This is a genomic window from Rhizobium laguerreae, assembly GCF_019778565.1.
Classification (GTDB): Bacteria; Pseudomonadota; Alphaproteobacteria; order Rhizobiales; family Rhizobiaceae; genus Rhizobium; species Rhizobium laguerreae.
The window spans coordinates 223,367-243,133 of the sequence record NZ_JAAXQT010000001.1; the positions used below are offsets into that span (position 1 = coordinate 223,367).

General features: G+C 61.7%; 19 protein-coding genes and 1 pseudogene. 12 read left to right on the forward strand and 8 right to left on the reverse strand.

Annotated features, from left to right (window positions below):
- Positions 1 to 57: 57 nt before the first annotated feature.
- Entirely contained in the window at positions 58 to 3,435 is a 3,378-nt protein-coding gene (locus HFO71_RS01080) for a PAS domain-containing hybrid sensor histidine kinase/response regulator (RefSeq protein ID WP_221987475.1), read from the forward strand.
- A 35-nt stretch (positions 3,436 to 3,470) separates the two neighbouring features.
- On the opposite strand, the pseudogene HFO71_RS01085 reads toward HFO71_RS01080, so the two are convergent.
- The 3 genes and pseudogenes from HFO71_RS01085 to mnmC2 form a co-directional block, all read right to left on the reverse strand.
- Positions 3,471 to 3,736: pseudogene (locus HFO71_RS01085) on the reverse strand (type II toxin-antitoxin system RelE/ParE family toxin).
- A complete protein-coding gene (locus HFO71_RS01090) occupies positions 3,733 to 3,981 on the reverse strand; it encodes a type II toxin-antitoxin system ParD family antitoxin (RefSeq protein ID WP_221939858.1) in 249 nt (82 codons plus the stop codon). The pseudogene HFO71_RS01085 and the gene HFO71_RS01090 overlap by 4 nt, the downstream one beginning before the upstream one ends.
- A 57-nt stretch (positions 3,982 to 4,038) precedes the next feature.
- Positions 4,039 to 4,755 carry a tRNA (5-methylaminomethyl-2-thiouridine)(34)-methyltransferase MnmC2 gene (mnmC2, locus tag HFO71_RS01095; protein ID WP_131639664.1) on the reverse strand — a complete coding sequence of 239 codons (717 nt, stop codon included), beginning with the start codon at positions 4,753 to 4,755 and terminating at the stop codon, positions 4,039 to 4,041.
- Between mnmC2 and HFO71_RS01100 the strand changes: the two genes are divergently transcribed.
- The 8 genes from HFO71_RS01100 to HFO71_RS01135 all read left to right on the forward strand — a co-directional run bounded on the left by HFO71_RS01100 (position 4,754) and on the right by HFO71_RS01135 (position 10,253).
- Positions 4,754 to 5,932 carry an NAD(P)/FAD-dependent oxidoreductase gene (locus tag HFO71_RS01100; protein WP_221987476.1) on the forward strand — a complete coding sequence of 393 codons (1,179 nt, stop codon included), beginning with the start codon at positions 4,754 to 4,756 and terminating at the stop codon, positions 5,930 to 5,932. The two genes, mnmC2 and HFO71_RS01100, sit on opposite strands and share 2 nt — an antisense overlap.
- A gap of 114 nt (positions 5,933 to 6,046) precedes the next feature.
- Entirely contained in the window at positions 6,047 to 6,754 is a 708-nt protein-coding gene (locus HFO71_RS01105) for a DUF1045 domain-containing protein (RefSeq protein WP_168335763.1), read from the forward strand.
- Positions 6,755 to 6,869: 115 nt separating this feature from the next.
- The gene (gene puuE, locus HFO71_RS01110) at positions 6,870 to 7,793 is read left to right on the forward strand and encodes an allantoinase PuuE (RefSeq protein WP_168337156.1); all 924 of its coding nucleotides are present in this window, start codon (positions 6,870 to 6,872) and stop codon (positions 7,791 to 7,793) included.
- Complete coding sequence (uraD, locus tag HFO71_RS01115) at positions 7,793 to 8,293, forward strand: 2-oxo-4-hydroxy-4-carboxy-5-ureidoimidazoline decarboxylase (protein WP_132612859.1); 501 nt, start codon at positions 7,793 to 7,795, stop codon at positions 8,291 to 8,293. The genes puuE and uraD overlap by 1 nt, the downstream gene beginning before the upstream one ends.
- Positions 8,290 to 8,652 (forward strand): HepT-like ribonuclease domain-containing protein, encoded by a 363-nt coding sequence (locus HFO71_RS01120; protein WP_003541963.1) that lies wholly within the window; start codon positions 8,290 to 8,292, stop codon positions 8,650 to 8,652. The genes uraD and HFO71_RS01120 overlap by 4 nt, the downstream gene beginning before the upstream one ends.
- Entirely contained in the window at positions 8,636 to 9,157 is a 522-nt protein-coding gene (locus tag HFO71_RS01125) for an ureidoglycolate lyase (RefSeq protein ID WP_183594428.1), read from the forward strand. The genes HFO71_RS01120 and HFO71_RS01125 overlap by 17 nt, the downstream gene beginning before the upstream one ends.
- Positions 9,154 to 9,510, forward strand: coding sequence for a hydroxyisourate hydrolase (gene uraH, locus HFO71_RS01130; RefSeq protein WP_025395554.1), 357 nt, complete (start codon positions 9,154 to 9,156; stop codon positions 9,508 to 9,510). Before HFO71_RS01125 ends, uraH begins: the two co-directional genes overlap by 4 nt.
- Positions 9,511 to 9,512: 2 nt before the next feature.
- Positions 9,513 to 10,253, forward strand: coding sequence for a metallophosphoesterase family protein (locus HFO71_RS01135; protein ID WP_221987477.1), 741 nt, complete (start codon positions 9,513 to 9,515; stop codon positions 10,251 to 10,253).
- Between the two features lie 135 nt (positions 10,254 to 10,388).
- Here HFO71_RS01135 and HFO71_RS01140 read toward each other — a convergent pair whose 3' ends face one another.
- The 4 genes from HFO71_RS01140 to HFO71_RS01155 all read right to left on the reverse strand — a co-directional run bounded on the left by HFO71_RS01140 (position 10,389) and on the right by HFO71_RS01155 (position 14,690).
- On the reverse strand, positions 10,389 to 12,140 hold the full coding sequence (locus HFO71_RS01140) for a flotillin family protein (protein ID WP_077978981.1): 1,752 nt from the start codon (positions 12,138 to 12,140) through the stop codon (positions 10,389 to 10,391).
- Positions 12,137 to 12,784, reverse strand: a complete 648-nt coding sequence (locus HFO71_RS01145) for an OB-fold-containig protein (RefSeq protein ID WP_062943620.1) — start codon at positions 12,782 to 12,784, stop codon at positions 12,137 to 12,139. The genes HFO71_RS01140 and HFO71_RS01145 overlap by 4 nt, the downstream gene beginning before the upstream one ends.
- 4 nt (positions 12,785 to 12,788) lie before the next feature.
- On the reverse strand, positions 12,789 to 13,946 hold the full coding sequence (locus tag HFO71_RS01150) for a PspA/IM30 family protein (protein ID WP_077978980.1): 1,158 nt from the start codon (positions 13,944 to 13,946) through the stop codon (positions 12,789 to 12,791).
- A gap of 132 nt (positions 13,947 to 14,078) precedes the next feature.
- Positions 14,079 to 14,690, reverse strand: coding sequence for a CDP-alcohol phosphatidyltransferase family protein (locus tag HFO71_RS01155; protein WP_077978979.1), 612 nt, complete (start codon positions 14,688 to 14,690; stop codon positions 14,079 to 14,081).
- Positions 14,691 to 14,890: 200 nt separating this feature from the next.
- Between HFO71_RS01155 and HFO71_RS01160 the strand changes: the two genes are divergently transcribed.
- The 3 genes from HFO71_RS01160 to HFO71_RS01170 are packed head-to-tail and all read left to right on the forward strand — an operon-like array spanning position 14,891 to position 18,450.
- Positions 14,891 to 16,675: a bifunctional alpha/beta hydrolase/class I SAM-dependent methyltransferase gene (locus HFO71_RS01160; RefSeq protein WP_221987478.1), complete on the forward strand. Its 1,785-nt coding sequence runs from the start codon at positions 14,891 to 14,893 to the stop codon at positions 16,673 to 16,675.
- A 9-nt stretch (positions 16,676 to 16,684) separates the two neighbouring features.
- On the forward strand, positions 16,685 to 18,013 hold the full coding sequence (locus tag HFO71_RS01165; protein ID WP_221987479.1) for a phosphatase PAP2/dual specificity phosphatase family protein: 1,329 nt from the start codon (positions 16,685 to 16,687) through the stop codon (positions 18,011 to 18,013).
- Positions 18,010 to 18,450 (forward strand): hypothetical protein, encoded by a 441-nt coding sequence (locus tag HFO71_RS01170; RefSeq protein WP_221987480.1) that lies wholly within the window; start codon positions 18,010 to 18,012, stop codon positions 18,448 to 18,450. The genes HFO71_RS01165 and HFO71_RS01170 overlap by 4 nt, the downstream gene beginning before the upstream one ends.
- Positions 18,451 to 18,507: 57 nt before the next feature.
- Here HFO71_RS01170 and HFO71_RS01175 read toward each other — a convergent pair whose 3' ends face one another.
- Complete coding sequence (locus HFO71_RS01175; RefSeq protein ID WP_221987481.1) at positions 18,508 to 19,650, reverse strand: alpha-hydroxy acid oxidase; 1,143 nt, start codon at positions 19,648 to 19,650, stop codon at positions 18,508 to 18,510.
- Between the last annotated feature and the right edge of the window lie 117 nt (positions 19,651 to 19,767).

Sequence of the window (19,767 nt, forward strand, 5' to 3'; positions counted from 1 at the left end):
GCCTTGGCGTTATCGTTTTTGTAGTCGATATTTCATTTGTTGCGGGAGCGATATTTTTTGAAATCAGCCGGGGAACTTCTGGAGTTGGCTTGCCGCCGGATCGCTGATCTGGATACCCCGGCCTATGTCAAGAACAGCGAGCTGCGTTATATCGCCGTCAACGAGGCCTATGCCCGCTTTCTAGGCCGCGAGATCTCCGATTTCATCGGCAGGCGCAGCCGCGAACTCCTCGACCGTGCCGAGGAAGAGGAACGCGAGGACAAGGAACGCCGCGCGCTGGTGTTCGGCACAGAGGAAAATGCCATCTGCTTCGATGCGGCGGGCCTCAGTCATGAACGCATCCAGATCGAAAGCTTTTCGCCATCGCCGGAGCGAACCTATGTGCTCGGCATCTTCGAAGTGCGCGAGACGCCACGCCGCGCCCTTGGAGACGGGAAGGGCGCCGGTGATCATGGCCTTGCCGGCGATTTCGCCCGCGTGCGCGAGGCGCTGGAAAAGCTCGACCACCCGATCGGCATCTTCGCCGAAGACGGCCGGCCTCTGGTCGTCAACGCCGCCTATCGCAACGGCGAGAAAACGGTAGCCCCTAGCGATTCGAGCTGGCACGCGAGCGTCGACGAACGCGACCTGCTGCGCACCATCATGGAGGATCTGCCGGTCGCGGTTTTCGTGCGCGACGAGAAACATCGCCTCGTCTATGCCAACCAGTATTATGAGACTTTCAGCGGCCATGAGCGCTCGCGGGTGCTGGGAATGACCGAATATGAAATGTTCGGCCCGGAGGGCGGCGAGGCGATCTACCGGGAAAACCGGCTGTCGCTGGAACAAGACCTGTCGCAGGAGCTGGAAGGCGTAATGCCGAGCAAGGATGGCCGCATCCATCCCGTGATCTCGCGAGTCAAGCGTGTCGTGACGGCGGACGGGCGAGCCTATGTCGTCGGCTCCTTTTCTGACATTTCACCGCTCAAGGAGCGGGAGAAGGCACTGATCGAAGCGCGGAAGCAGGAAGAAGTGCTGCACCGGGATATCGAGAATATCCTGCGCTCGCTGCCGGTCGGCGTGCTGATCCTGGATAACGACCACCAGATCCTCTACGTCAACGACGAATTCTACAGCATCTGGGAGCTGCCGCTCGACGACCGCTTTGACGGCCGCCCCTTCATCGACGTCATCCGCCGCAATTATGAGCTCGGTCGTTACGATGGCACGCAGACGCCCGAGGAAATCTACGATTTCCGCAAGCACCTGTTCGAGACCGAGGAGCCCGAGCCGATCGAGCTCGGCTGGGCGGGCGGCAAATCCGTCATCTTCGATAGCCGCCGTATCTCGAACGACCGGATACTGCTCACCTATGCCGACATTACGGCCGTGCGTGAGCGGGAAAATGAAGTCCACGAGGCCCGTGCCGCGCTGGAACATCTCGGCGAGATGATGCGCGACGCGACACACGCCATGCCGCAGGGCCTCGCCATCGTCCAGGATGGCATTATCAAGATGTCTAATGAGGCGCTGGCTCATATCCTGGAGATTCCCGCCACCTATATCGAGACCGGGCAGGGTTGGCTCGGCATGTTCGAATTCTGCGCGGCGCGCGGCGATTTCCACGAGGACGCGGCCGAGATTCTACAGGGTTGGCGCGACAATATCGCGGCGAGGTTGCCGATCTCCACGGCCTTCCATGTCGGCGGCGAGCGCTGGGTGAACATGGATGCGACGGTCAGCAAGGGGCAGTACTGGGTGGCGCTTTTTACCGACGTCACCGACCTCAAGAGCCGCGAGGAGGAGCTGCGCCAGCTGCTGTCGCGCGCCGAAGCCGCCGATCGCGCCAAATCCGAATTCCTTGCCAATATGAGCCATGAGATCCGCACGCCGATGAACGGCGTGCTCGGCATGGCGGAGCTGCTCGCCAAGACCAATCTCGATACGCGCCAGAAGACCTTCGTCGATATCATCGTCAAGTCGGGCAATGCGCTGCTGACGATCATCAACGATATCCTCGACTTCTCGAAGATCGACGCCGGGCAGATGAAACTGCGTAAAGCCGCCTTCGATATCACCGAAGCGGTGGAGGACGTGGCGACACTCTTGTCCTCGCATGCGGCCGAGAAGAACATCGAACTCCTGGTGCGGGCCGCACCCGACCTGCCAGCCGCCGTGATCGGCGACGCCGGGCGTTTCCGCCAGATCGTCACCAATCTCGTCGGCAACGCCGTCAAGTTCACCGAGCGCGGACATGTCTTCGTCGATGTCGGCTTCGAGGCTGCTGCCGGCGGCGAGATCATGGCGTGCATCCGCATCGAGGATACCGGCATCGGTATCCCGCCGGAGAAGCTCGAATCGGTGTTTGATAAATTCTCGCAGGTGGACGCCTCGTCGACCCGGCGGCATGAAGGAACCGGCCTCGGTCTTGCGATCACCGCCGGACTCGTCGACCTTTTCGGCGGTTATCTCAACGTCGAAAGCGAATGGGGCAAGGGTTCCGTCTTCACCATCAACCTGCCGTTTGCGGTGGCGGCCGCCCGCCTTGAGCCGAAGCCATTGCCGATCAACGTGCAGGGTGCGCGCATCCTCGTCGTCGACGACAATGAAGTGAATCGGCGAATCCTGACCGAGCAGCTGTCTCTCTGGGGCTTCGACGGCGTGGCCGCCGAGGGCGGCGGGACCGGGCTTGCGATCCTGGAGGCGGCGGCCGGTCTCGGCGTTACCGTCGATGCCGTCGTGCTCGATTATCACATGCCCGATATGAACGGCGCCGATGTCGCACGCCGGCTGCGCGCCGATCCCCGCTTCGTCGAACTGCCGATCATCTTCCTGACGTCGATGGATATTTCGGGCACGGAAAAAGAATTTGCGGCGTTGAACGGGCACGCGCATCTGATGAAGCCGGCGCGCGCCAACGTGCTGCGCAACACCGTGGTCGAGGTGGTGCGCGCCAGCCGCGTCAAGCAGGCATCCGAGGCTGAGTTTGCCCGGCTGCAGACGGAAGCGGTCGTGCTCGCGCCGGCGCCTCTGCCGCAGAAACGGGCCGCTGAATTCGTCGACGTGCTCGTCGCCGAGGACAACGAGGTCAACCAGATCGTCTTCACACAGATCCTGCAAGGCACGGGTCTTTCCTTTCTCGTCGTCGAGAATGGCGAGGAGGCGGTCGCCGCCTGGGAGAGGCATACGCCGCGCATCATCATGATGGACGTCTCGATGCCCGTCATGAACGGCCATCAGGCGACCCGGGCGATCCGCGAAAGGGAAAAGGGGCCGGGCCACCGGGTGCCGATCATCGGCGTTACCGCTCACGCGCTCGAAAGCGACCGCGAACTCTGCCTCGATGCCGGCATGGACGACTACATGTCGAAGCCGATCAGCCCCGAGCTGCTCGAGGAAAAAATCCGCCAGTGGCTCGGAACGAGCGAGCAGCAGCCGGAGCGCACCAGCTACTGATTTGAACCTTCGGAAAACAGGATGCTCTCGAATTCCTAAGCGCCGTTGAGGATATGCAGGATCTCGATACGATCCTCGCCGACGCGATAAAAGATCAAATAGTTGCCGCAAGGACGGCGGCGAACGCCAGTGTGTTCGTAACGTCGAACCAATGAAAAGCCGTTCGGCGTTTCTGCCAGACGCTCACACCGTTCCAGCCGTTCTTTGATGAAGCTTGCCGCCCGCTGCAGATCGTCCTTAGTGATATAGTCGCCAATACGTTCGAGATCCGCCTCCGCCTGGCGGTGATGAGGACGATCACGAACGGCCGTCATATTTGGCCGCAAGGCGGGCGGCGACATCGCTGATGGGCTTGAAGCGGCCTGCTTCAGCGTCGGCGATCCCCTGGTCGATCGCCAGATCGAGCGCCATCAACCGTTTTTCCCGCTCCTCGACAAGCCGGACACCTTCCCGCAGAACTTCGCTGCGAGAGTTGTAACGCCCCGATTTCACGAGTTCGTTCACATAGTTTTCGAGTTGCTGTCCAAGATTCGCGCTGCTGGCCATATTGGTTCTCTCGCTGTTAGCAATTGAGCCGTTTGAATCGATCGCACTTACCCGGGTTTACTTGATGCCGCAGAGCATTTCGCGCTTGCCGGCAAAGCCCTTGCGGCGCTCGACGGCAAAGCCTGCGGCGATGAGGTTGCGGCGCACGAAGCCGGCCGCCGCATAGGTGGCGAAGGTGCCGCCGGCTGCGCTTTTCTCGCAGACGAGCCGCATCAGTTGCTCCGACCACATATCGCTGTTGCGCGACGGGGCGAAGCCGTCGAGATACCAGGCGTCGAAGCCGGACTTGGCTGCCGCGACTCCGTCCAAGGCATGGCCGCAGACCACGCTGAGCGTCGTCTGGGCATCGAGATCGAGCTCAACGATGCTATCAGGCGCTTGCGGCCACGTCGCCGTCAGCGCTTCGCGCTCGGCATCGATCTCCGGCCAGTGCGACAGCGCCCGGCCGATTTCTTCGCCGCGCATCGGGTGGAGTTCGAAGGAGATGAAATGCAGGTGCTGGCCATCTGCACGGTGGAGTTTCCATTGCCGCCAGGTCTCGGCGAAGTTCAGCCCGGTGCCGAAGCCGAGTTCTCCGATCAGGAATGTCTGCCGCCCGTTCCAGCGCTCCGGCAGGCCGTTGCCGGCGAGAAAAACATGGCCGCATTCCAGCCGCCCATCGGTCTGGCAATAAAAATGATCGCCAAAGGCGGTGGAATAGGGCATATCGCCGTCGCGCCATTCGAGCGGCTGCGGCGCGCCTGCGCCAATCTGATCGGGGTTCACGTCTGTCATGGAAAAAGCCGATAATCCTCAGCCGGTCTCAGGTCAATCGTCCTCAGAATTGCTGATCGTCGGCGGCGGCATCATGGGTCTCTGGGCGGCGGTCCATGCCGAGCGCCGGGGCATCCGTTCCCTTATTGCCGACGCCGGCAGATTGGGCGAAGGTGCAAGCGGCGGCCTGCTCGGCGCGCTCATGCCGCATATGCCGGACCGGTGGTCGGAGAAGAAGCAGTTCCAATTCGATGCGCTGGTCTCGCTCGAAGCCGAGATCGCCGCGCTCGAAGCCGAGACCGGACTTTCCGCTGGCTACCGCCGTTCCGGACGGCTGATCCCGCTGCCGAAGCCGCATCTCAACACAATAGCGCGCGGCCACTCCGAGGACGCCGAACTCCATTGGCGGGCGGGCGAGCGCCGCTTCCACTGGCATGTGCTCGACAGGCCTGATGTAGACGGTTGGATCAAGGCGTCTGCCGGCGAGAGCGGCTTCGTGCACGACACGCTTGCCGCCCGCGTTGCGCCTCGCTTGCTGGTCGCAGCGCTCATCGCCTTCCTGCGGCGGGCAAAGCATGTTCGCATCCTGGAGCATGCGACGGTTGCCGGCCTCGATCCCGATCGCGGTACGGCCGAAATCAACGGCGAAACCATCGTTTTCAGTCACTGCATCCTGGCCGCCGGCCATCAGTCCTTTCCGTTGTTGCAGGGCCTGACGCCGGGGCTGAAACAACCGCTCGGCCAGCCGGTGAAGGGGCAGGCGGCATTGTTGAAAGCCGATATCGACCCGGCGCTGCCGACGATCTTCCTCGATGGGCTCTATGTCGTCGCGCATGAGGGCGGGCACGCGGCGATCGGCAGCACCAGTGAGAACCGTTTTGACGATCCTACATCCACCGACCTCCAGCTCGACGTGCTGATCGAGGCGGCGCGGGGCATCGTACCGACGCTTCGCGACGCCCCTATTGTCGAGCGCTGGGCCGGGCTTCGCCCGAAGGCGATCGATCGGGATCCGATGATCGGTCGGCATCCCGACCACCGGCGCCTGATCGCGCTGACCGGCGGCTTTAAGGTCAGTTTCGGCCTCGCCCACCGGCTGGCGGAGGCGGCGATATGTATCGCAAGCGATACAGACTGCGGATTTTTGCTGCCGGAAAGCTTCGCAATTTCAAGCCACATTGCGGTGGCTTCACGTTAAACGTGAATTAGACGCCGCTGCCTTTCGTGATTCTGTCATGCAAATCACCTATCTGCTTGCGCATCGACAGCGCCGGATCTGAACGGCTCTCACTTCCTTGATGGAGGAAATTGCATGCGCTATGCCATTTGCTTCACGCCTCCGGCGAGCGACCCGTTGTCGCTCGTGGCCGCCAATTGGCTTGGCCGAAACGTGTTTTCGGGCGATATGATGGAGCCTCCGGCAGTTCGTGGCCTCGGCATTCACGAGATTGCCTTCCATACCGCCGTGCCGCGGCGCTACGGATTTCACGGCGTTTTGAAGGCGCCGTTCCACTTGTCCCGCGACATGCGCGAATCGCAACTCCTGCGCGATCTCATGCGTTTTTCCGGGACCTTCGTTCCCTTCCAGATTCCTCGTATCGAAGTCGCCCGGCTCGGCAATTTCTACAGCCTGCTGCCGAGCACGCCCTGCGAGCAGATCCAGTATCTCGCCTCGGCGATCGTGCAGGAATTCGATCGTTTCCGCGCACCGCTTAGCGAGGCCGAGATCGAACGCAGCGATCCGGACGGGCTGTCGGCGACGCAATTTTCCAATCTGCATCGCTGGGGCAATCCCTATGTGATGGAGGAGTTCCGCTTTCATATGCCGGTGACAGGCCCCGTCAACGCGATCGACATGCCGCGCATCGAGCCGGCGTTGCGGACGATCTTCGAGCCTGTCCTCTGCGAACCTGTCACGGTTTCGAACGTGGCTCTGATGATCGAGGAGGGCACTGGCGGTCCTTTCCGCGTTCATTCGCTGCATCCGATGGGCAAGGTCAGCGCGCGCAAAATCGCTTGAGTCTGCCGATGGGCTAAAGGCTTGTGCCGTAAGGGCAAAATCCGGCGGAGCAGTTTCCGTCTCGACATTCCAGCTGCGGATGCTACCGTTCCCCGTCTTTTCAGAAGGTGATTTGATGGTATCCGAGACTTATCCGCGCAATCTCGTCGGTTACGGGCGTCTGACGCCCGATCCGAAATGGCCGGACGAGGCACGCATCGCCGTGCAGTTCGTCATCAACTACGAGGAGGGTGGCGAAAGCTCGATCCTCGACGGAGATCCGGCTTCCGAAAACCTGCTATCGGAGATCGTCGGTGCGGCGGCCTGGCCGGGGCAGCGCAACCTCAACATGGAATCGATCTATGAGTATGGTTCGCGTGCAGGCTTCTGGCGGCTCTGGCGGATGTTCACCGATCTCAAGGTGCAGGCCACCGTCTACGGCGTGACGCTGGCGATGGCCCGCAACCCCGAGGCCGTCGCCGCGATGAAGGAGGCCGGTTGGGAGATCGCCAGCCACGGTTACCGCTGGCTGGAATACAAGGATTTTCCTGAAGATCTGGAGCGCAAGCATATCCTCGAAGCGGTGCGCCTGCATACCGAACTCACCGGCGAGCGGCCTTACGGCATGTACCAGGGCAAGCCTTCCGACAATACGCTTCGGCTGGTGCAGGAGGAGGGCGGTTTCCTCTATTCCTCGGATTCCTATGCCGACGACCTGCCTTATTGGGTGAACGGCGTCGACGGGAAACCCTTCCTGATCATTCCTTATACGCTCGAAACCAACGACATGCGTTTTGCGACGCCGCAGGGCTTCAATGCCGGCGATCAGTTCTTCACCTATCTGAAGGATGCCTTCGACACGCTTTATGAGGAAGGCAAGGCGGGCAGCCCGAAGATGATGTCGGTCGGATTGCATTGCCGCCTCGTCGGGCGTCCCGGCCGGGCGGCAGCGCTGAAGCGCTTCATCGAATATGTGCTGAAGCATGACAAGGTCTGGATTCCGCGCCGCATCGAGATCGCCGAGCATTGGCACAAGCACCATCAGCCGGAAGCGCTGTGATGATGTCGCGCAAGGATTTCGTTTCCCGCTTCGGCGGCGTCTTTGAACATTCGCCTTTCATCGCCGAGCGCGCCTATGACGCCGGCCAGGTGCCGGAGCCGCTGACGGCAGCCGGCGTGCATGCGTCGCTAACCGCCGTCTTCCGGGCGGCAAGCCCGCAGGAACGCCTCGGCGTGCTCAGCGCCCATCCTGACCTTGCCGGGCGCCTTGCGATATCAGGCGAACTCACCGAAGACAGCCGGAAGGAGCAGTCCGGCGCCGGTCTCGACCGCCTGAGCCCGGCCGAACATGCCCGCTTCACCGAACTCAATTCGGCCTATGTCGAAAAATTCGGCTTTCCCTTCATCATCGCCGTCAAAGGGCTCGGCAAGGACGATATCCTGTCGGCCTTCGAAACACGGATCGGCAACAGCAGGGACGAAGAATTTGCGACCGCGACGGCGCAAGTCGAGCGGATCGCGCTGCTGCGCCTGACGACGATGCTGCCGGAGGCTGAATGAACGAGCGGCGCGCGATCGACTATCTCAATGAGATGTATGAGGCGGCATCCGAAGCGCTGTCTTTCGTCGGCGGAATGGATGGGGCGGCGTTCGCCGGGGACAAGCTCACTTTCAAGGCGGTCACCTTTTGCCACTTCACCATCGGTGCCGCGGCATCCCGCTTGCTGGTGACTCATCCGGAATTTGCGACCGAGCATCCCGATCTGCCGTGGACGAAAATCTGCGGCACGGGCAACCGTATCCTCGACGGCGTCTTCGATCTCGATCCTTCCGACATCTGGGAGGCGACGTATCGCACGCTGCCGGAGCTTCTTTCCGCGATCGATGCCATCCGTCACTGGCATGCCGAAGGTGAGTGAACGATTGCCCCCACATCTCGACATCCGTCCGCTTACGAGATCCGCCTTTGCTCCCTTCGGCGAGGTGATCGAAGCCGATCCCGCCTCGATGCGGCTTATCAATGGCGGTACGACGGAGCGTTTCCATGCGCTCGCCGCCGCCGAGGCGACGGGCGAGGGTGCGCGCGTCATCATCAACCTCTTTCGTGGCCAGCCGCGCAACTTCCCCTATGAAGTCACCATGATGGAGCGCCATCCTTTCGGCAGCCAGAGTTTCTCGCCGGTCTCGGGCCGTCCTTTTCTCGTCGTCGTCTCCGAGGATGAGCACGGTCGCCCGGGCAGGCCGCAGGTGTTTCTGGCGCGCGGCGACCAGGGCGTGAACTATCGCCGCAACGTCTGGCACCATCCGCTGATGGCGCTCGGCCAAGCCGCAGATTTCCTGGTCGTCGACCGTGACGGGCCGGGCAATAATCTGGAAGAATACTTCTTCGAAACCCCTTATATCATCAAAGAGCCAGCCCCATGACCGGACTGACCACACATGTTCTCGACACCGCTCTCGGCAAGCCTGCCGAGGGCTTGAGGATCGATCTTTTCCAGCTTGACGGCGAGATCCGCAGGCATCTGAAGACGGTGGAGACCAATGCCGACGGCCGGGTTGATGGCGGCCCCATCCTCATCGGCGAAAATTTTCGGGCCGGCACCTATGAACTGGTCTTCCACGCCGGCGATTATCTGAGGGCCAGCGGCACGCCGCTGCCGCATCCCGCCTTCCTCGATCTCGTGCCGATTCGCTTCGGCGTTGCCGACGTCACAGCGCATTACCATGTGCCGCTGCTGATATCGCCCTATGGCTATTCCACCTACCGAGGCAGCTAGAGATGCGTTTTGCGGCAATTGCCGATACCCACGGCAACCATCTAGCGCTCGAGGCCGTGCTTGCTGATATTCGTGCGCAGGAGATCGAGGAGATCGTCAATCTCGGCGATTTCTTCAGCGGCCCGCTCGATGCCGGCAAGACGGCAGACTTGCTGAAGCCGCTTAGCCTGACGTCGGTCCGCGGCAATCACGACCGCTATCTGATCGAGCAGGATCCCGCCTCCATGCATGCTTCGGATGCCGCCGCCTATCGGCAATTGACGCCATCCCATCTCGACTGGCTGCGCGGCCTGCCATTCGATATCGTCTATCGCGGCGAGGTCTATCTCTGCCACGCGACGCCGAAGGACGACAATCTCTACTGGCTGGAATCGGTCTCGCCGGAGGGCTTCGTCCTCCTGCAGCCGTTCGAGGCGATCGAGGCATTGGCCGAAGGCATCGACCTGCCGCTGATCCTCTGCGGCCACAGCCACATTCCCCGTGCTGTGCGCCTCTCCGATGGCCGCCTGATCGTCAATCCCGGCAGCGTCGGATGCCCGGCCTATGACGACGAACTGCCTTATTATCACAAGGTGGAAGCCGGCCATCCGCTGGCGAGTTATGCCATTCTGGAAAAGGCGGCGGGCGGATGGACATGGCAGTTCCGGACCGTCGCCTATGACCATATGGCGATGTCGGCACTGGCCGCTAAAAGGGGCCGTGCCGACTGGGCCCACGCGCTGGCAACGGGCTGGGTGAGATAGAGCATGATGCCGAAAAGTGTGTGCGGTTTTCGGGCGACATCATGCTCTAACTATTTAATTTAGAACAGGATTCAGATTTTAGGCCGAACCGGAGTAAAATCATCCTGCGCTAGTCCAGACCCGCTTGCGCGGCGATCAGTCCTTCTTTGGGGCCGGCTTCGGCGCCGGAGGGATGATCGTTTGTGTCGGCACTGCGGCCGGTATTGCCGGCTTTGCCGCGGCGTGCGTCGCCGGTCTTGCCGGTTTTGCACCATCGAGATTTCCAAGGAGGGATGAGATGGCATCGTCGCCTTCGAAGCCGGCTTCCTTCAACAATTTGTCGAGGATCGGTTTGTTGGCCTGGTAGGAGAGGAGCTGGCTAGCCAGTCCTTCACCGAGCCCGATGCCGTTTCCGCCGCCCGCTCCGTTTCCACGGCCAAGCATGCCGCCGGTGTCGAATATCCTGATATCCGAGATCTTCTCGATCGGCTTGACCGCTTCGGCGAGCGCCTGCGGAATGATGCGGATCCGTTCGCGGGTGATCTCGAACTCGATGATGGCTGAGCTCAGCTTGTTGCGGGCGTCGTTGAGCAATGCCTCGCTCTCGGCCGCGGCCTTGCCGGTTTCGAGAATGCCCTTGGCCTTGATGATCGCCGCATCCGCCTCGGCGGTGGCGAGCGTCTTGATGGCCTCGGCCTGGTCGCTTGCCGCCTGTTTTTCGGCTTCGGCGCCGACGGTAACGGCGGTCGCTTCCGTCTCGGCTTTCTTGCGTGCGTCGATGACGGCAATCTGCTTTTCGCGTTCGGCAATCTCGATCGCCTTGGCGGTGCCGACCTTTTCTTCTGCCGCTATCGCCAGCGCGCGGGCCGTTTCCGCAGCCGCCTTCGCCTCGGATTCTTCACGGCTCTTGTTGGCAACGGCGATGGCGCTTTCCTGTGCCACGATCTGGAGGTCACGCTTGGCTTCGGTTTCGCGTTGCTGGACGGCGCGGGCGGCGTCGATGTTGGCGCTTTCGCGAGCCTGTTTGGCAGATGCCTCACGTTCGGCGATCGCCTGTTCGGAAGCGATGCGGGCTTCCTCCTCGGCGCGTTTTGCGGCCTGCTCCTGCTGCGCGGTTTCGGCGCGTGTCGCCGCAGATTTGTTGGCGATGTCCCGTTCCTGGCTGAGTTCGGCTTCCCGCTTGGTTCGCTCGATGGTCAGCGATTGCTGACGGGCCTCGAGATCCTTCTGGGCAATGGCGACCTCGGTGTCGCGGACGATCTCGTTTCGCTCTTTCTTGCGTCCCTCGGTGATGCGGGTCAATGCCGCGAGGCCCTGCGCGTCGAAGAAGTTGTTGGCGTTGAAATGCTTGATATCGGTCTGGTCGAGGCGTGTCAGCGACACGGATTCGAGTTCGAGGCCGTTCGACTGGAGATCGGCGCCGACAGCTTCCTGCACGGCCTTGACGAAATCCATGCGCTGTTCCTGCAGCGCGTCGAGATTCATCGTCGCGGCCACCGAGCGAAGGCCGTCGACGAATTTCGCCTCGATCAGGATGCGGAGAGCCTCGGCATCGTTGGTGCGGTTGCCGAGTGTCTGAGCTGCAAGCGCAATCGAGGAGGCATCGGGTTTCACGCGCACATAGAATTCAGCGCCGATATCGACGCGCATGCGGTCCTTGGTGATCAGTGCATCGCCTTCGCCGCGGCGAACCTCGAGGCGCAGCGTCTTCAGGTTCACCCGGGCAGTCGAATGGAAGATTGGCAGGACGACCGAACCGCCGTCGAGCACGACCTTCTGGCCGCCGAGACCGGTGCGCACATAGGCCTCATCGCGGCTGGAGCGCGTGTAAAGAGAGGCGAGGACAAAACCGATGCCGAAGATCAGAACAATCCCAATGCCAGCTGGTAGAATAACGTCGTATATCATTGCTGCTCCCTCAAAGATTGATTGTCCGCATCGGCGGGGTCGACCGGCGCGGGAATGGCGATAAACACATTTGCCTTGTGATCGACGAGAAGAACCGAAGCGCCGATCGCGAGCGGACCTTCGCCCTTGGCAGCTCGGGCTCGAAGCACGTGCCAGTTTCCATGCTGATCCTTGACGCGGACGCGGCCCGGCAGTCCCTGATCGAGCGGGCCGATCGACACCTCGGCTGTCCGGCCGAGCAAGGCGTCGAGATCGACCGCGTAGGTTTCGTCGTGCGGTACGATCCGCGCCACGGTTCTGCTCGATGCCCTGACCATGGGGATGGTTGCGAGCGCGGCAGGTATGACGGCTATCAAGCTTGGCAGCGGCGCCCAGACGGCGTTGGCGACGGCCTGCAACGCAAAGCCCGTCATCGCGAAGAAGCCGAGCGTCAGCATCATGAGAATCAGCAGCGGAACACCGCCGAGATTGAGCCAGGAAAGGTAAGCCAGGATGCCGTCATGGCCATGAACCTCAGGCTTTCCCAGAAATTCCGTCATCGAAAAACCCATGACCATCGCGAGCATCTCGATCGCGGTCAGGCCGACAAGGATCGCTGCGGCGATGGCAAAGGGCGCACATTCAGGGGAGAAAAGGAGTGCCATCGTGTTATCGATTATTCGCCTTGAAGCGTGCGAGCCGGGCTTCGATTGCCTGCTCGCGGTGCAGTCGGTCGAGTTCGTCCAATTCGGAACTGTGGCTATGCTCGCCAGCGGGAACTCCGGTCAGCCGCGAAACTGCCGCAGCTGCGCGCGCAGCATCTGCACCCGGTGCGGGCTGGCTGTGACCGGTCGCTGCTTGTTCGGGATGTCGGGCGATACTGCGCTTGAAATCGGCAAGGCGAGCGTCCGCCTCACGGCGCGTGGCGAGCACGGCCTGCAAGGCTTTCTGCCCTTCGTCAACCTGCTCTCTGGCATCGGCCAGTGCCTTATCGAGCGCTGCGATCTGGGATTCGAGATCGATCTGACGGGCGACGCCGGCCTTTGCCAGGTCATCCCGCCCGGAGGAGACGGCGAGGCGGATCTTCTGGTCGAGCGCGTTCATGTCTTCGACGATTTCGTCTTTGCGACTCTGGATGCGGTATTCCTCCGCACGCGCCTTGCCGAGATCGGTGCGTGCCTCATCAGCCGCCGCATCGATCTCGCGGACCGCTTGTTCAATGACGGCGATCTTGTTTACGCCTTCCGCCTTGTCGATGGCCGCATTCGCGATGCCCGCGATCAGGCGACCCATGCGTGAGAGAATGCCTTCGTTCGTCATGTTTTCCTCCATCCGAGCGGAATTCGGCGTAACGCCGATGTGAATCTCGTAACGGTCCTGGCCCGCAACGAGGTAGGCCGGAAAAATACTCTCCCATCCCCGTGAATAACCCGCGACATCGAAGGGCACGGCAACGCGTCCGTGCACCGTGGCGATCGTTAGGTCCGAGGGGCCTTTGATGGCGAAGAGCTTATCGTCGAGCGGCAGATGCGGCGGATCGGCGGTGACGCCGCGATTGGCAGCGAAATCGCGAAGGCCGAGCGTGACCAGCCTTGCCGGCAGGCCCGTCTGCTCGCGGACAGTTTCATAGGCAAGGTCATGCAACACGACGAGATTGGCGCCCGTCCTGTCAGAGACGAGGCCGGTCAGGATTTCGATCATCCTGAGATAGGCGGCAATGGTGTCGTCCAGCGCCTGCCGGGCACTGTCGTCAGGCGCCAGCGTGTAGCGCAGCAGCGATGGATGCGGTGTCTTGCCTGTGGTAGCCATAGGCAAAACATAAAGCACCGCTTTTGTGCTTTCAAGATGCTGCGCTAAAAATACAACCTAAGCTTAACGTTCGGTTAGAAGGAGAGAATCGACACAGTTTTCGGATCACATTTGCCGATGGAAGACCCGGCAGCGGATCGGCGGTCGCTCCTATCGGGCGGCCGCGTGTGCCTCGCGAATACCGGCGCTGATGCGGTTGATGATCGTCCATATGAGAAGTAGAGCCACCAGCGCCCAAAGCCACGATGTCCATGCTGCAAACGTCCCACCGATCGCGACAAAGATGCCGAGCGCACCGAAAAGCACCGCACGGTCGCTTTTGCCCAGCGGCCCGTCGTAACGCCGGCTTGCCCCGACCGTTTGACCCAGAACGCCGGTAAATTCCGTTAATACCGAGAGGAATATGACGGCCATCGCCGGCATCAAGCCATTCGGATCGATGAGCGCAAACGGCAAATACAGGGCGACATCCGACACGACATCACCGATCTCGTTCAGATACGCACCTAAAATGCTCTTCTGCCCATGTTCGCGCGCGAGCATGCCGTCAATGGCGTTGAGGCCCATGCGCAGGAGAAACCATATAGGCACCAGCAGGAACCAATGCGGAAGCGGGGCGACGCTCAGAAAAAGGCCAAGTGCCACCGAGAAGGCGGCAGCAACTGAAGTCACCTGATTGGCGGTGACGCCCCGTGCCGCGAGTGCGCGCACCAGAGGGCGAAGAATATTCTGAAACCGGGACTTCAATTGATAAACAGACATGCGACCTCAGTGGAATATCGTGGCGTTTGATCAGTCTATCCCGGCTCGGGCAGTACAGATCGTCGTACCTGTGGGAAAGGCCGAACTTCATATCGGTTCATGCAAAGGACTTACATTTGCAACTAGACTTTTGCAATGAAAGCAACTCACTGTGCCGCCAATGGATGCGACCTATCCACCGATCAGAATTGGAGAAGACCGTGCTGCAAACTGCCGATAGCGAGCAGCCGTCCTCGACGGCCAGACCAATGCGTGAATCCGAATTCGCATCGCATGATGGCACTCGACTGTTTTACCGGATGTGGCCCGCGACCGGTGCTTCCCCGAAGGGCGCAGTCATTCTTCTCCATCGCGGCCACGAGCATAGCGGCCGCGTCGCCCATCTCGCCACCGAGCTCGGCCTCGATGATTTTGCCTTCTACGCCTGGGACGCACGCGGCCACGGGCGTTCGCCGGGAGAGCGCGGCTATTCGCCATCCTTTGCGGCCTCGACGCATGATCTTGATTGCTTCGTCCGCCATGTCAGCGAAACCAGCGGTGTTTCAGTCGAAGACATCGCCGTCATTGCACAAAGCGTCGGCGCGGTTCTGGCCACCACCTGGGTGCACGACTATGCGCCGCCAATCCGTGCGCTCGTGCTGGCCTCCCCAGCCTTCAGCGTCAAGCTCTACGTGCCTTTTGCCAAGGAAGGCATTGCGCTCTGGGACAAGCTCAAGGGGACATTCTTCGTCAACTCCTATGTCAAGGCGAGGTTTCTGACGCATGATCCCGAGCGCATCGCCTCGTACGAATCCGACCCATTGATCTCCCGGCCGATTGCCTCCAACATCCTGGTGCAGCTCTATGAGGCGGCGGCCCGGGTTGTCGCCGATGCCCGCGCCATCACCGTGCCGACCCAGTTGCTGATCTCCGGCAGCGACTGGGTGGTGCGACATGCGCCGCAGCACCGGTTTTACGAAAACCTCGGCAGCCGCATCAAGGAGCGGCATGTGCTTGCCGGCTTCTACCATGACACGCTTGGCGAAAAGGACCGCGCAATTGCGCTCGCCGAGATCCGCCGTTTTATCGATGCACGTTTCGCCGAGCCTCGGGCGCCTGTCGACCTTCGCACCGCCCATATCCAGGGCTATACCAAGGACGAGGCCGACCGGCTTTCGAGCCCTCTGGATGCCACATCCCCACGCGGTATCTACTGGGCGCTCAGCCGTCTCAACATCAGGCTCGGCGCGCTGGTGTCCGAAGGCATAAAGACCGGGGTCAAGACCGGTTTTGATTCCGGCTCGACGCTCGATTACGTCTACGAGAACAGGCCGCGCGGGCTCGGCCCCGGCGGGCGTTTGATCGACAAGGTGTTCCTCGAGGCGATCGGCTGGCGCGGCATCAGGCAGCGCAAGCTGCACTTGCAGGAGCTGATCGACCGCGCGCTGCAGCGCCTGAAAGCCGCCGGCCGCACGACCCACATGCTCGACATAGCGGCCGGGCACGGCCGCTATGTGATTGATGCGATCGAGACGGCTGCCGTGCGTCCCGATAGTGCGCGTTTGCAGGACTATTCCCCCATCAACGTCGATGCCGGCCGCAACAGTATTGCCACGCGTCGACTGGGTGATTTCGTCAGCTTCCGCCAGCAGGATGCTTTTGACGGCGAGGGGCTGGCTGCAATCATGCCGGCTCCGGATCTCGCGATCGTCTCCGGCCTTTACGAACTGTTTTCCGACAATGCGATGATCGCCGCCTCGCTCGACGGGATCGCCCGGGCGATGCGGCCCGGCGGTCTGCTCGTCTACACCAACCAGCCATGGCATCCACAACTGGAGATGATCGCCCGCGCCCTGACCTCTCATCGCGGCGGCGAGGCATGGGTGATGCGGCGGCGGACGCAAGAGGAAATGGACCAGTTGATCGCGACAGCCGGTTTCCGCAAGATCGAACAACGCATCGACCAGTGGGGCATTTTCACGGTCTCGCTGGCCGAGAGAGTCTGAGGGCAAAGGGTGGAGAAGGCACGTTCGACGTTTTCCCAGGGAGCACCGGTCCCGAAGCGGGCGGCGCTCTGGCTCGTCTTCCTGGCGCCGTTCTTCTATCTGAGCTATGGCGGCGCCAATTGGCTGGCATCGCAACGCGCTGATGTGCCGAACGTCGCCTTCGCATGGGAAAGCGGCATTCCTTTCCTCGGGTGGTCGATCATTCCCTATTGGTCGATCAATCTGTTCTATGCACTCTGCCTGTTCATCAACACGACGCCGCGCGATGTGGATATGCTGGCGAGACGTTATCTGACGATCCAGATCGTCGCGGTCGCTTGCTTTATCGCATTTCCGCTCGAAGCGACATTCGTGCGGCCGGCAACGAGCGGCCTGCCCGGTTTCATGTTCGCCGTCCTCGGCGGCTTCGATAAGCCGTTCAACCAGGCGCCGTCGCTGCATATTGCGCTCCTGGTGGTGATCTGGGATCATCTGCGCGGCCGGTTGCCGCGCAAGGCACGGCTTCTCTGGCACGTCTGGTGCTTCCTGATCGGTGCCTCCGTGCTGACTACGTGGCAGCATCAAGTCATTGACATACCGACCGGTATGCTGCTCGGCTTTTTTGCCGCCTGGCTTTTTCCGCGCGATGCCCGTTCGCCACTGGCGAATTTTACGATGAGCGGCGATCCAAAGTCGCGCCGTCTCGGCCTCTATTATCTGTGCGGTGCCATCGCATTTCTCGGTCTTGCAGCGCTCTTCACTCCTCTATCGGCGGCAGCGCTGTTGTTGCTCTGGCCCGCTGTTGCGCTGGCGATCGTCGCGCTCGGATATTTCGGCGCCGGCCCGCAGATATTCCAGAAACGCGTCGATGGCCGGGCCACGCTTGCGGGCCGCTGGCTGCTGGCACCCTACCGGCTCGGCGCTCTCATCAATATTCGGCTCTGGACCCGGAGAATGCCGGCTTCTGTGGCGATCGCCGACGGCGTCCATCTCGGTCGTTTTCCGCGTCGCCACGAGGCCGACCGTTTTGCCACGGTGATCGACATTACCGGCGAACTTCAGCGCCCGAGCGGGACGCTCGCGCGCTGGTGCAGCTTTCCGACCCTTGATCTTACAGCCATCGACAAGATCCAGGCGCTCGCCGCTGCAAACCTCATCGAGATTGCGCGCCAGCAGGGACCGGTTCTCGTCTGCTGTGCGTTGGGCTTCCAGCGGAGCGCCTGCGTCATCGTGCGTTGGCTGCTCATCAGCCGACGTTGCGAAGATCCAGCCGAAGCAGTGCGGCTGATCGAACGGGCGGGGCGGCGTGTTCATCTGCCCGCAGAAAGTATCCACGGCGTGACGGAGGGCTTGCAATGACGCAGTGGAATGCCGCGGCCTCGGCGGCAGCGCGAAATCTCGGTCGCAATTCGATCTTCTGCGGGCTGACAGCGCTGCTGCCACTGATTGTCGGCCCAATTATCGCGGGATATCGAGGCTTCGTTCCATCGCTCGGCTGGCTTTCGATACTCGTTTTCGGCGCGATTGTCCTTGCGCTGGCGGTCCATCTTCTCTTCGATGCGCTGCTGTTTCGTCTCGCGTCGAGCCACGAGACGGAGGCCGCCGGTCTTGCCGCCGTCGACGACCTGCTGTCCAGGATGCAGCTTCGCATGCCTGAGAAGACGCCGACTGGCCTGGAGAAGCGGATTGCCGGATCGCGCCGTATCGTCTGGCGGCAGCGTTTTGCGCTCGCCACCTGTCTCGTGATTTTCGCGATCCTTCTGCTCAATGCAAGCGACAGCCTGCCGCTATGCTGAATCGCATGCCGTCGATCGGCTGGCTCGTGACTCTTCTAGGCTGGCTTCTCAAGCAGGTCACTGCCGCCCGGCGATGATCGCCGAACTCACGTCGTTGATGTCGCGCTTGCCGCAAAGCGCCATGGTGATGTCCAACTCCATGCGGATGATGCCGAGCGCCAGCGATACGCCTTCCTTGCCCATGGCGCCGAGGCCGTAGAGGAAGGGGCGGCCGATATAGGTGCCCTTGGCGCCGAGCGCCACGGCCTTCAGCACGTCTTGGCCGGAGCGGATGCCACCATCGAGATGGACCTCAATACGGTCGCCGACGGCGTCGACGATCTTCGGCAGCATGCTGATCGAGGAGGGGGCGCCGTCAAGCTGACGCCCGCCATGATTGGAGACGACGATCGCATCGGCGCCGGTATCGGCGGCCGCCTTGGCATCCTCCGGATCGAGAATGCCCTTGATGATCAGCGGGCCGCCCCATTGTTCCTTGATCCAGGCGACATCGGCCCAGGACAGCCGGGGGTCGAACTGCTCGTGCGTCCATGCGGAGAGCGAGGCGATACTGGTGACATTTTTCGCATGGCCAACGATATTGCCGAAGTTGCGGCGCTTGGTCTGCAGCATGTCCAGGCACCAGAAGGGCCGGGTCGCCATCTGCCAGACATGTTTCGGGGTGAATTTCGGCGGCGCCGACAGGCCGTTGCGCAGGTCCTTATGCCGCTGGCCGAGGATCTGCAGATCGGCGGTCAGCACCAGCGCCGAGCATCCGGCGGCCTTGGCGCGGTTGATGAGGTTGAGGACGAAATCCTTGTCCCTCATCACGTAGAGCTGGAACCAGAAGGGGCGCGTCGTCGCTGATGCCACGTCCTCGATCGAGCAGATGCTCATCGTCGAAAGCGTGAAGGGGACGCCGAACTCCTCGGCGGCGCGTGCCGCCAGCATCTCGCCATCGGCATGCTGCATGCCGGTCAGGCCGGTCGGCGCCAGGGCCACCGGCATCGACACTTTCTGGCCGATCATCGTCGTTGCCAGTGTGCGGTCGGTCATGTCGACCATCACTCGCTGGCGCAGCTTGATCTGGCTGAAATCGCTCTCGTTGGCCGCGTAGGTCGATTCCGTCCAGGCGCCCGAATCCGCATAGTCGAAAAACATCTTCGGCACACGTCGCCGTGCCAGCTTTTTCAGGTCGGCGATGGTGAGCGGAGTGGCCATGAATTGAACCTTCACATCTGAATGCGGCCATCGGCCATAACATGAATTTGGCAGGAGCGTTACGGGAAACTGGCCGTGCCGGGCTGCTTTCACGGTCCGAATTCGAGCGTAACAGGG

Coding starts and splice junctions, on each gene's coding strand:
- HFO71_RS01135 (WP_221987477.1), top strand. CDS start 9,513: ATGCGTTTTGCGGCAATTGCCGATACCCACGGCAACCATCTAGCGCTC.
- HFO71_RS01140 (WP_077978981.1), bottom strand. CDS start 12,140: ATGATATACGACGTTATTCTACCAGCTGGCATTGGGATTGTTCTGATC.
- HFO71_RS01145 (WP_062943620.1), bottom strand. CDS start 12,784: ATGGCACTCCTTTTCTCCCCTGAATGTGCGCCCTTTGCCATCGCCGCA.
- HFO71_RS01125 (WP_183594428.1), top strand. CDS start 8,636: ATGCCGAAGGTGAGTGAACGATTGCCCCCACATCTCGACATCCGTCCG.
- HFO71_RS01105 (WP_168335763.1), top strand. CDS start 6,047: ATGCGCTATGCCATTTGCTTCACGCCTCCGGCGAGCGACCCGTTGTCG.
- HFO71_RS01175 (WP_221987481.1), bottom strand. CDS start 19,650: ATGGCCACTCCGCTCACCATCGCCGACCTGAAAAAGCTGGCACGGCGA.
- HFO71_RS01100 (WP_221987476.1), top strand. CDS start 4,754: ATGGAAAAAGCCGATAATCCTCAGCCGGTCTCAGGTCAATCGTCCTCA.
- HFO71_RS01170 (WP_221987480.1), top strand. CDS start 18,010: ATGACGCAGTGGAATGCCGCGGCCTCGGCGGCAGCGCGAAATCTCGGT.
- mnmC2 (WP_131639664.1), bottom strand. CDS start 4,755: ATGACAGACGTGAACCCCGATCAGATTGGCGCAGGCGCGCCGCAGCCG.
- HFO71_RS01120 (WP_003541963.1), top strand. CDS start 8,290: ATGAACGAGCGGCGCGCGATCGACTATCTCAATGAGATGTATGAGGCG.
- uraH (WP_025395554.1), top strand. CDS start 9,154: ATGACCGGACTGACCACACATGTTCTCGACACCGCTCTCGGCAAGCCT.
- puuE (WP_168337156.1), top strand. CDS start 6,870: ATGGTATCCGAGACTTATCCGCGCAATCTCGTCGGTTACGGGCGTCTG.
- uraD (WP_132612859.1), top strand. CDS start 7,793: ATGATGTCGCGCAAGGATTTCGTTTCCCGCTTCGGCGGCGTCTTTGAA.
- HFO71_RS01155 (WP_077978979.1), bottom strand. CDS start 14,690: ATGTCTGTTTATCAATTGAAGTCCCGGTTTCAGAATATTCTTCGCCCT.
- HFO71_RS01090 (WP_221939858.1), bottom strand. CDS start 3,981: ATGGCCAGCAGCGCGAATCTTGGACAGCAACTCGAAAACTATGTGAAC.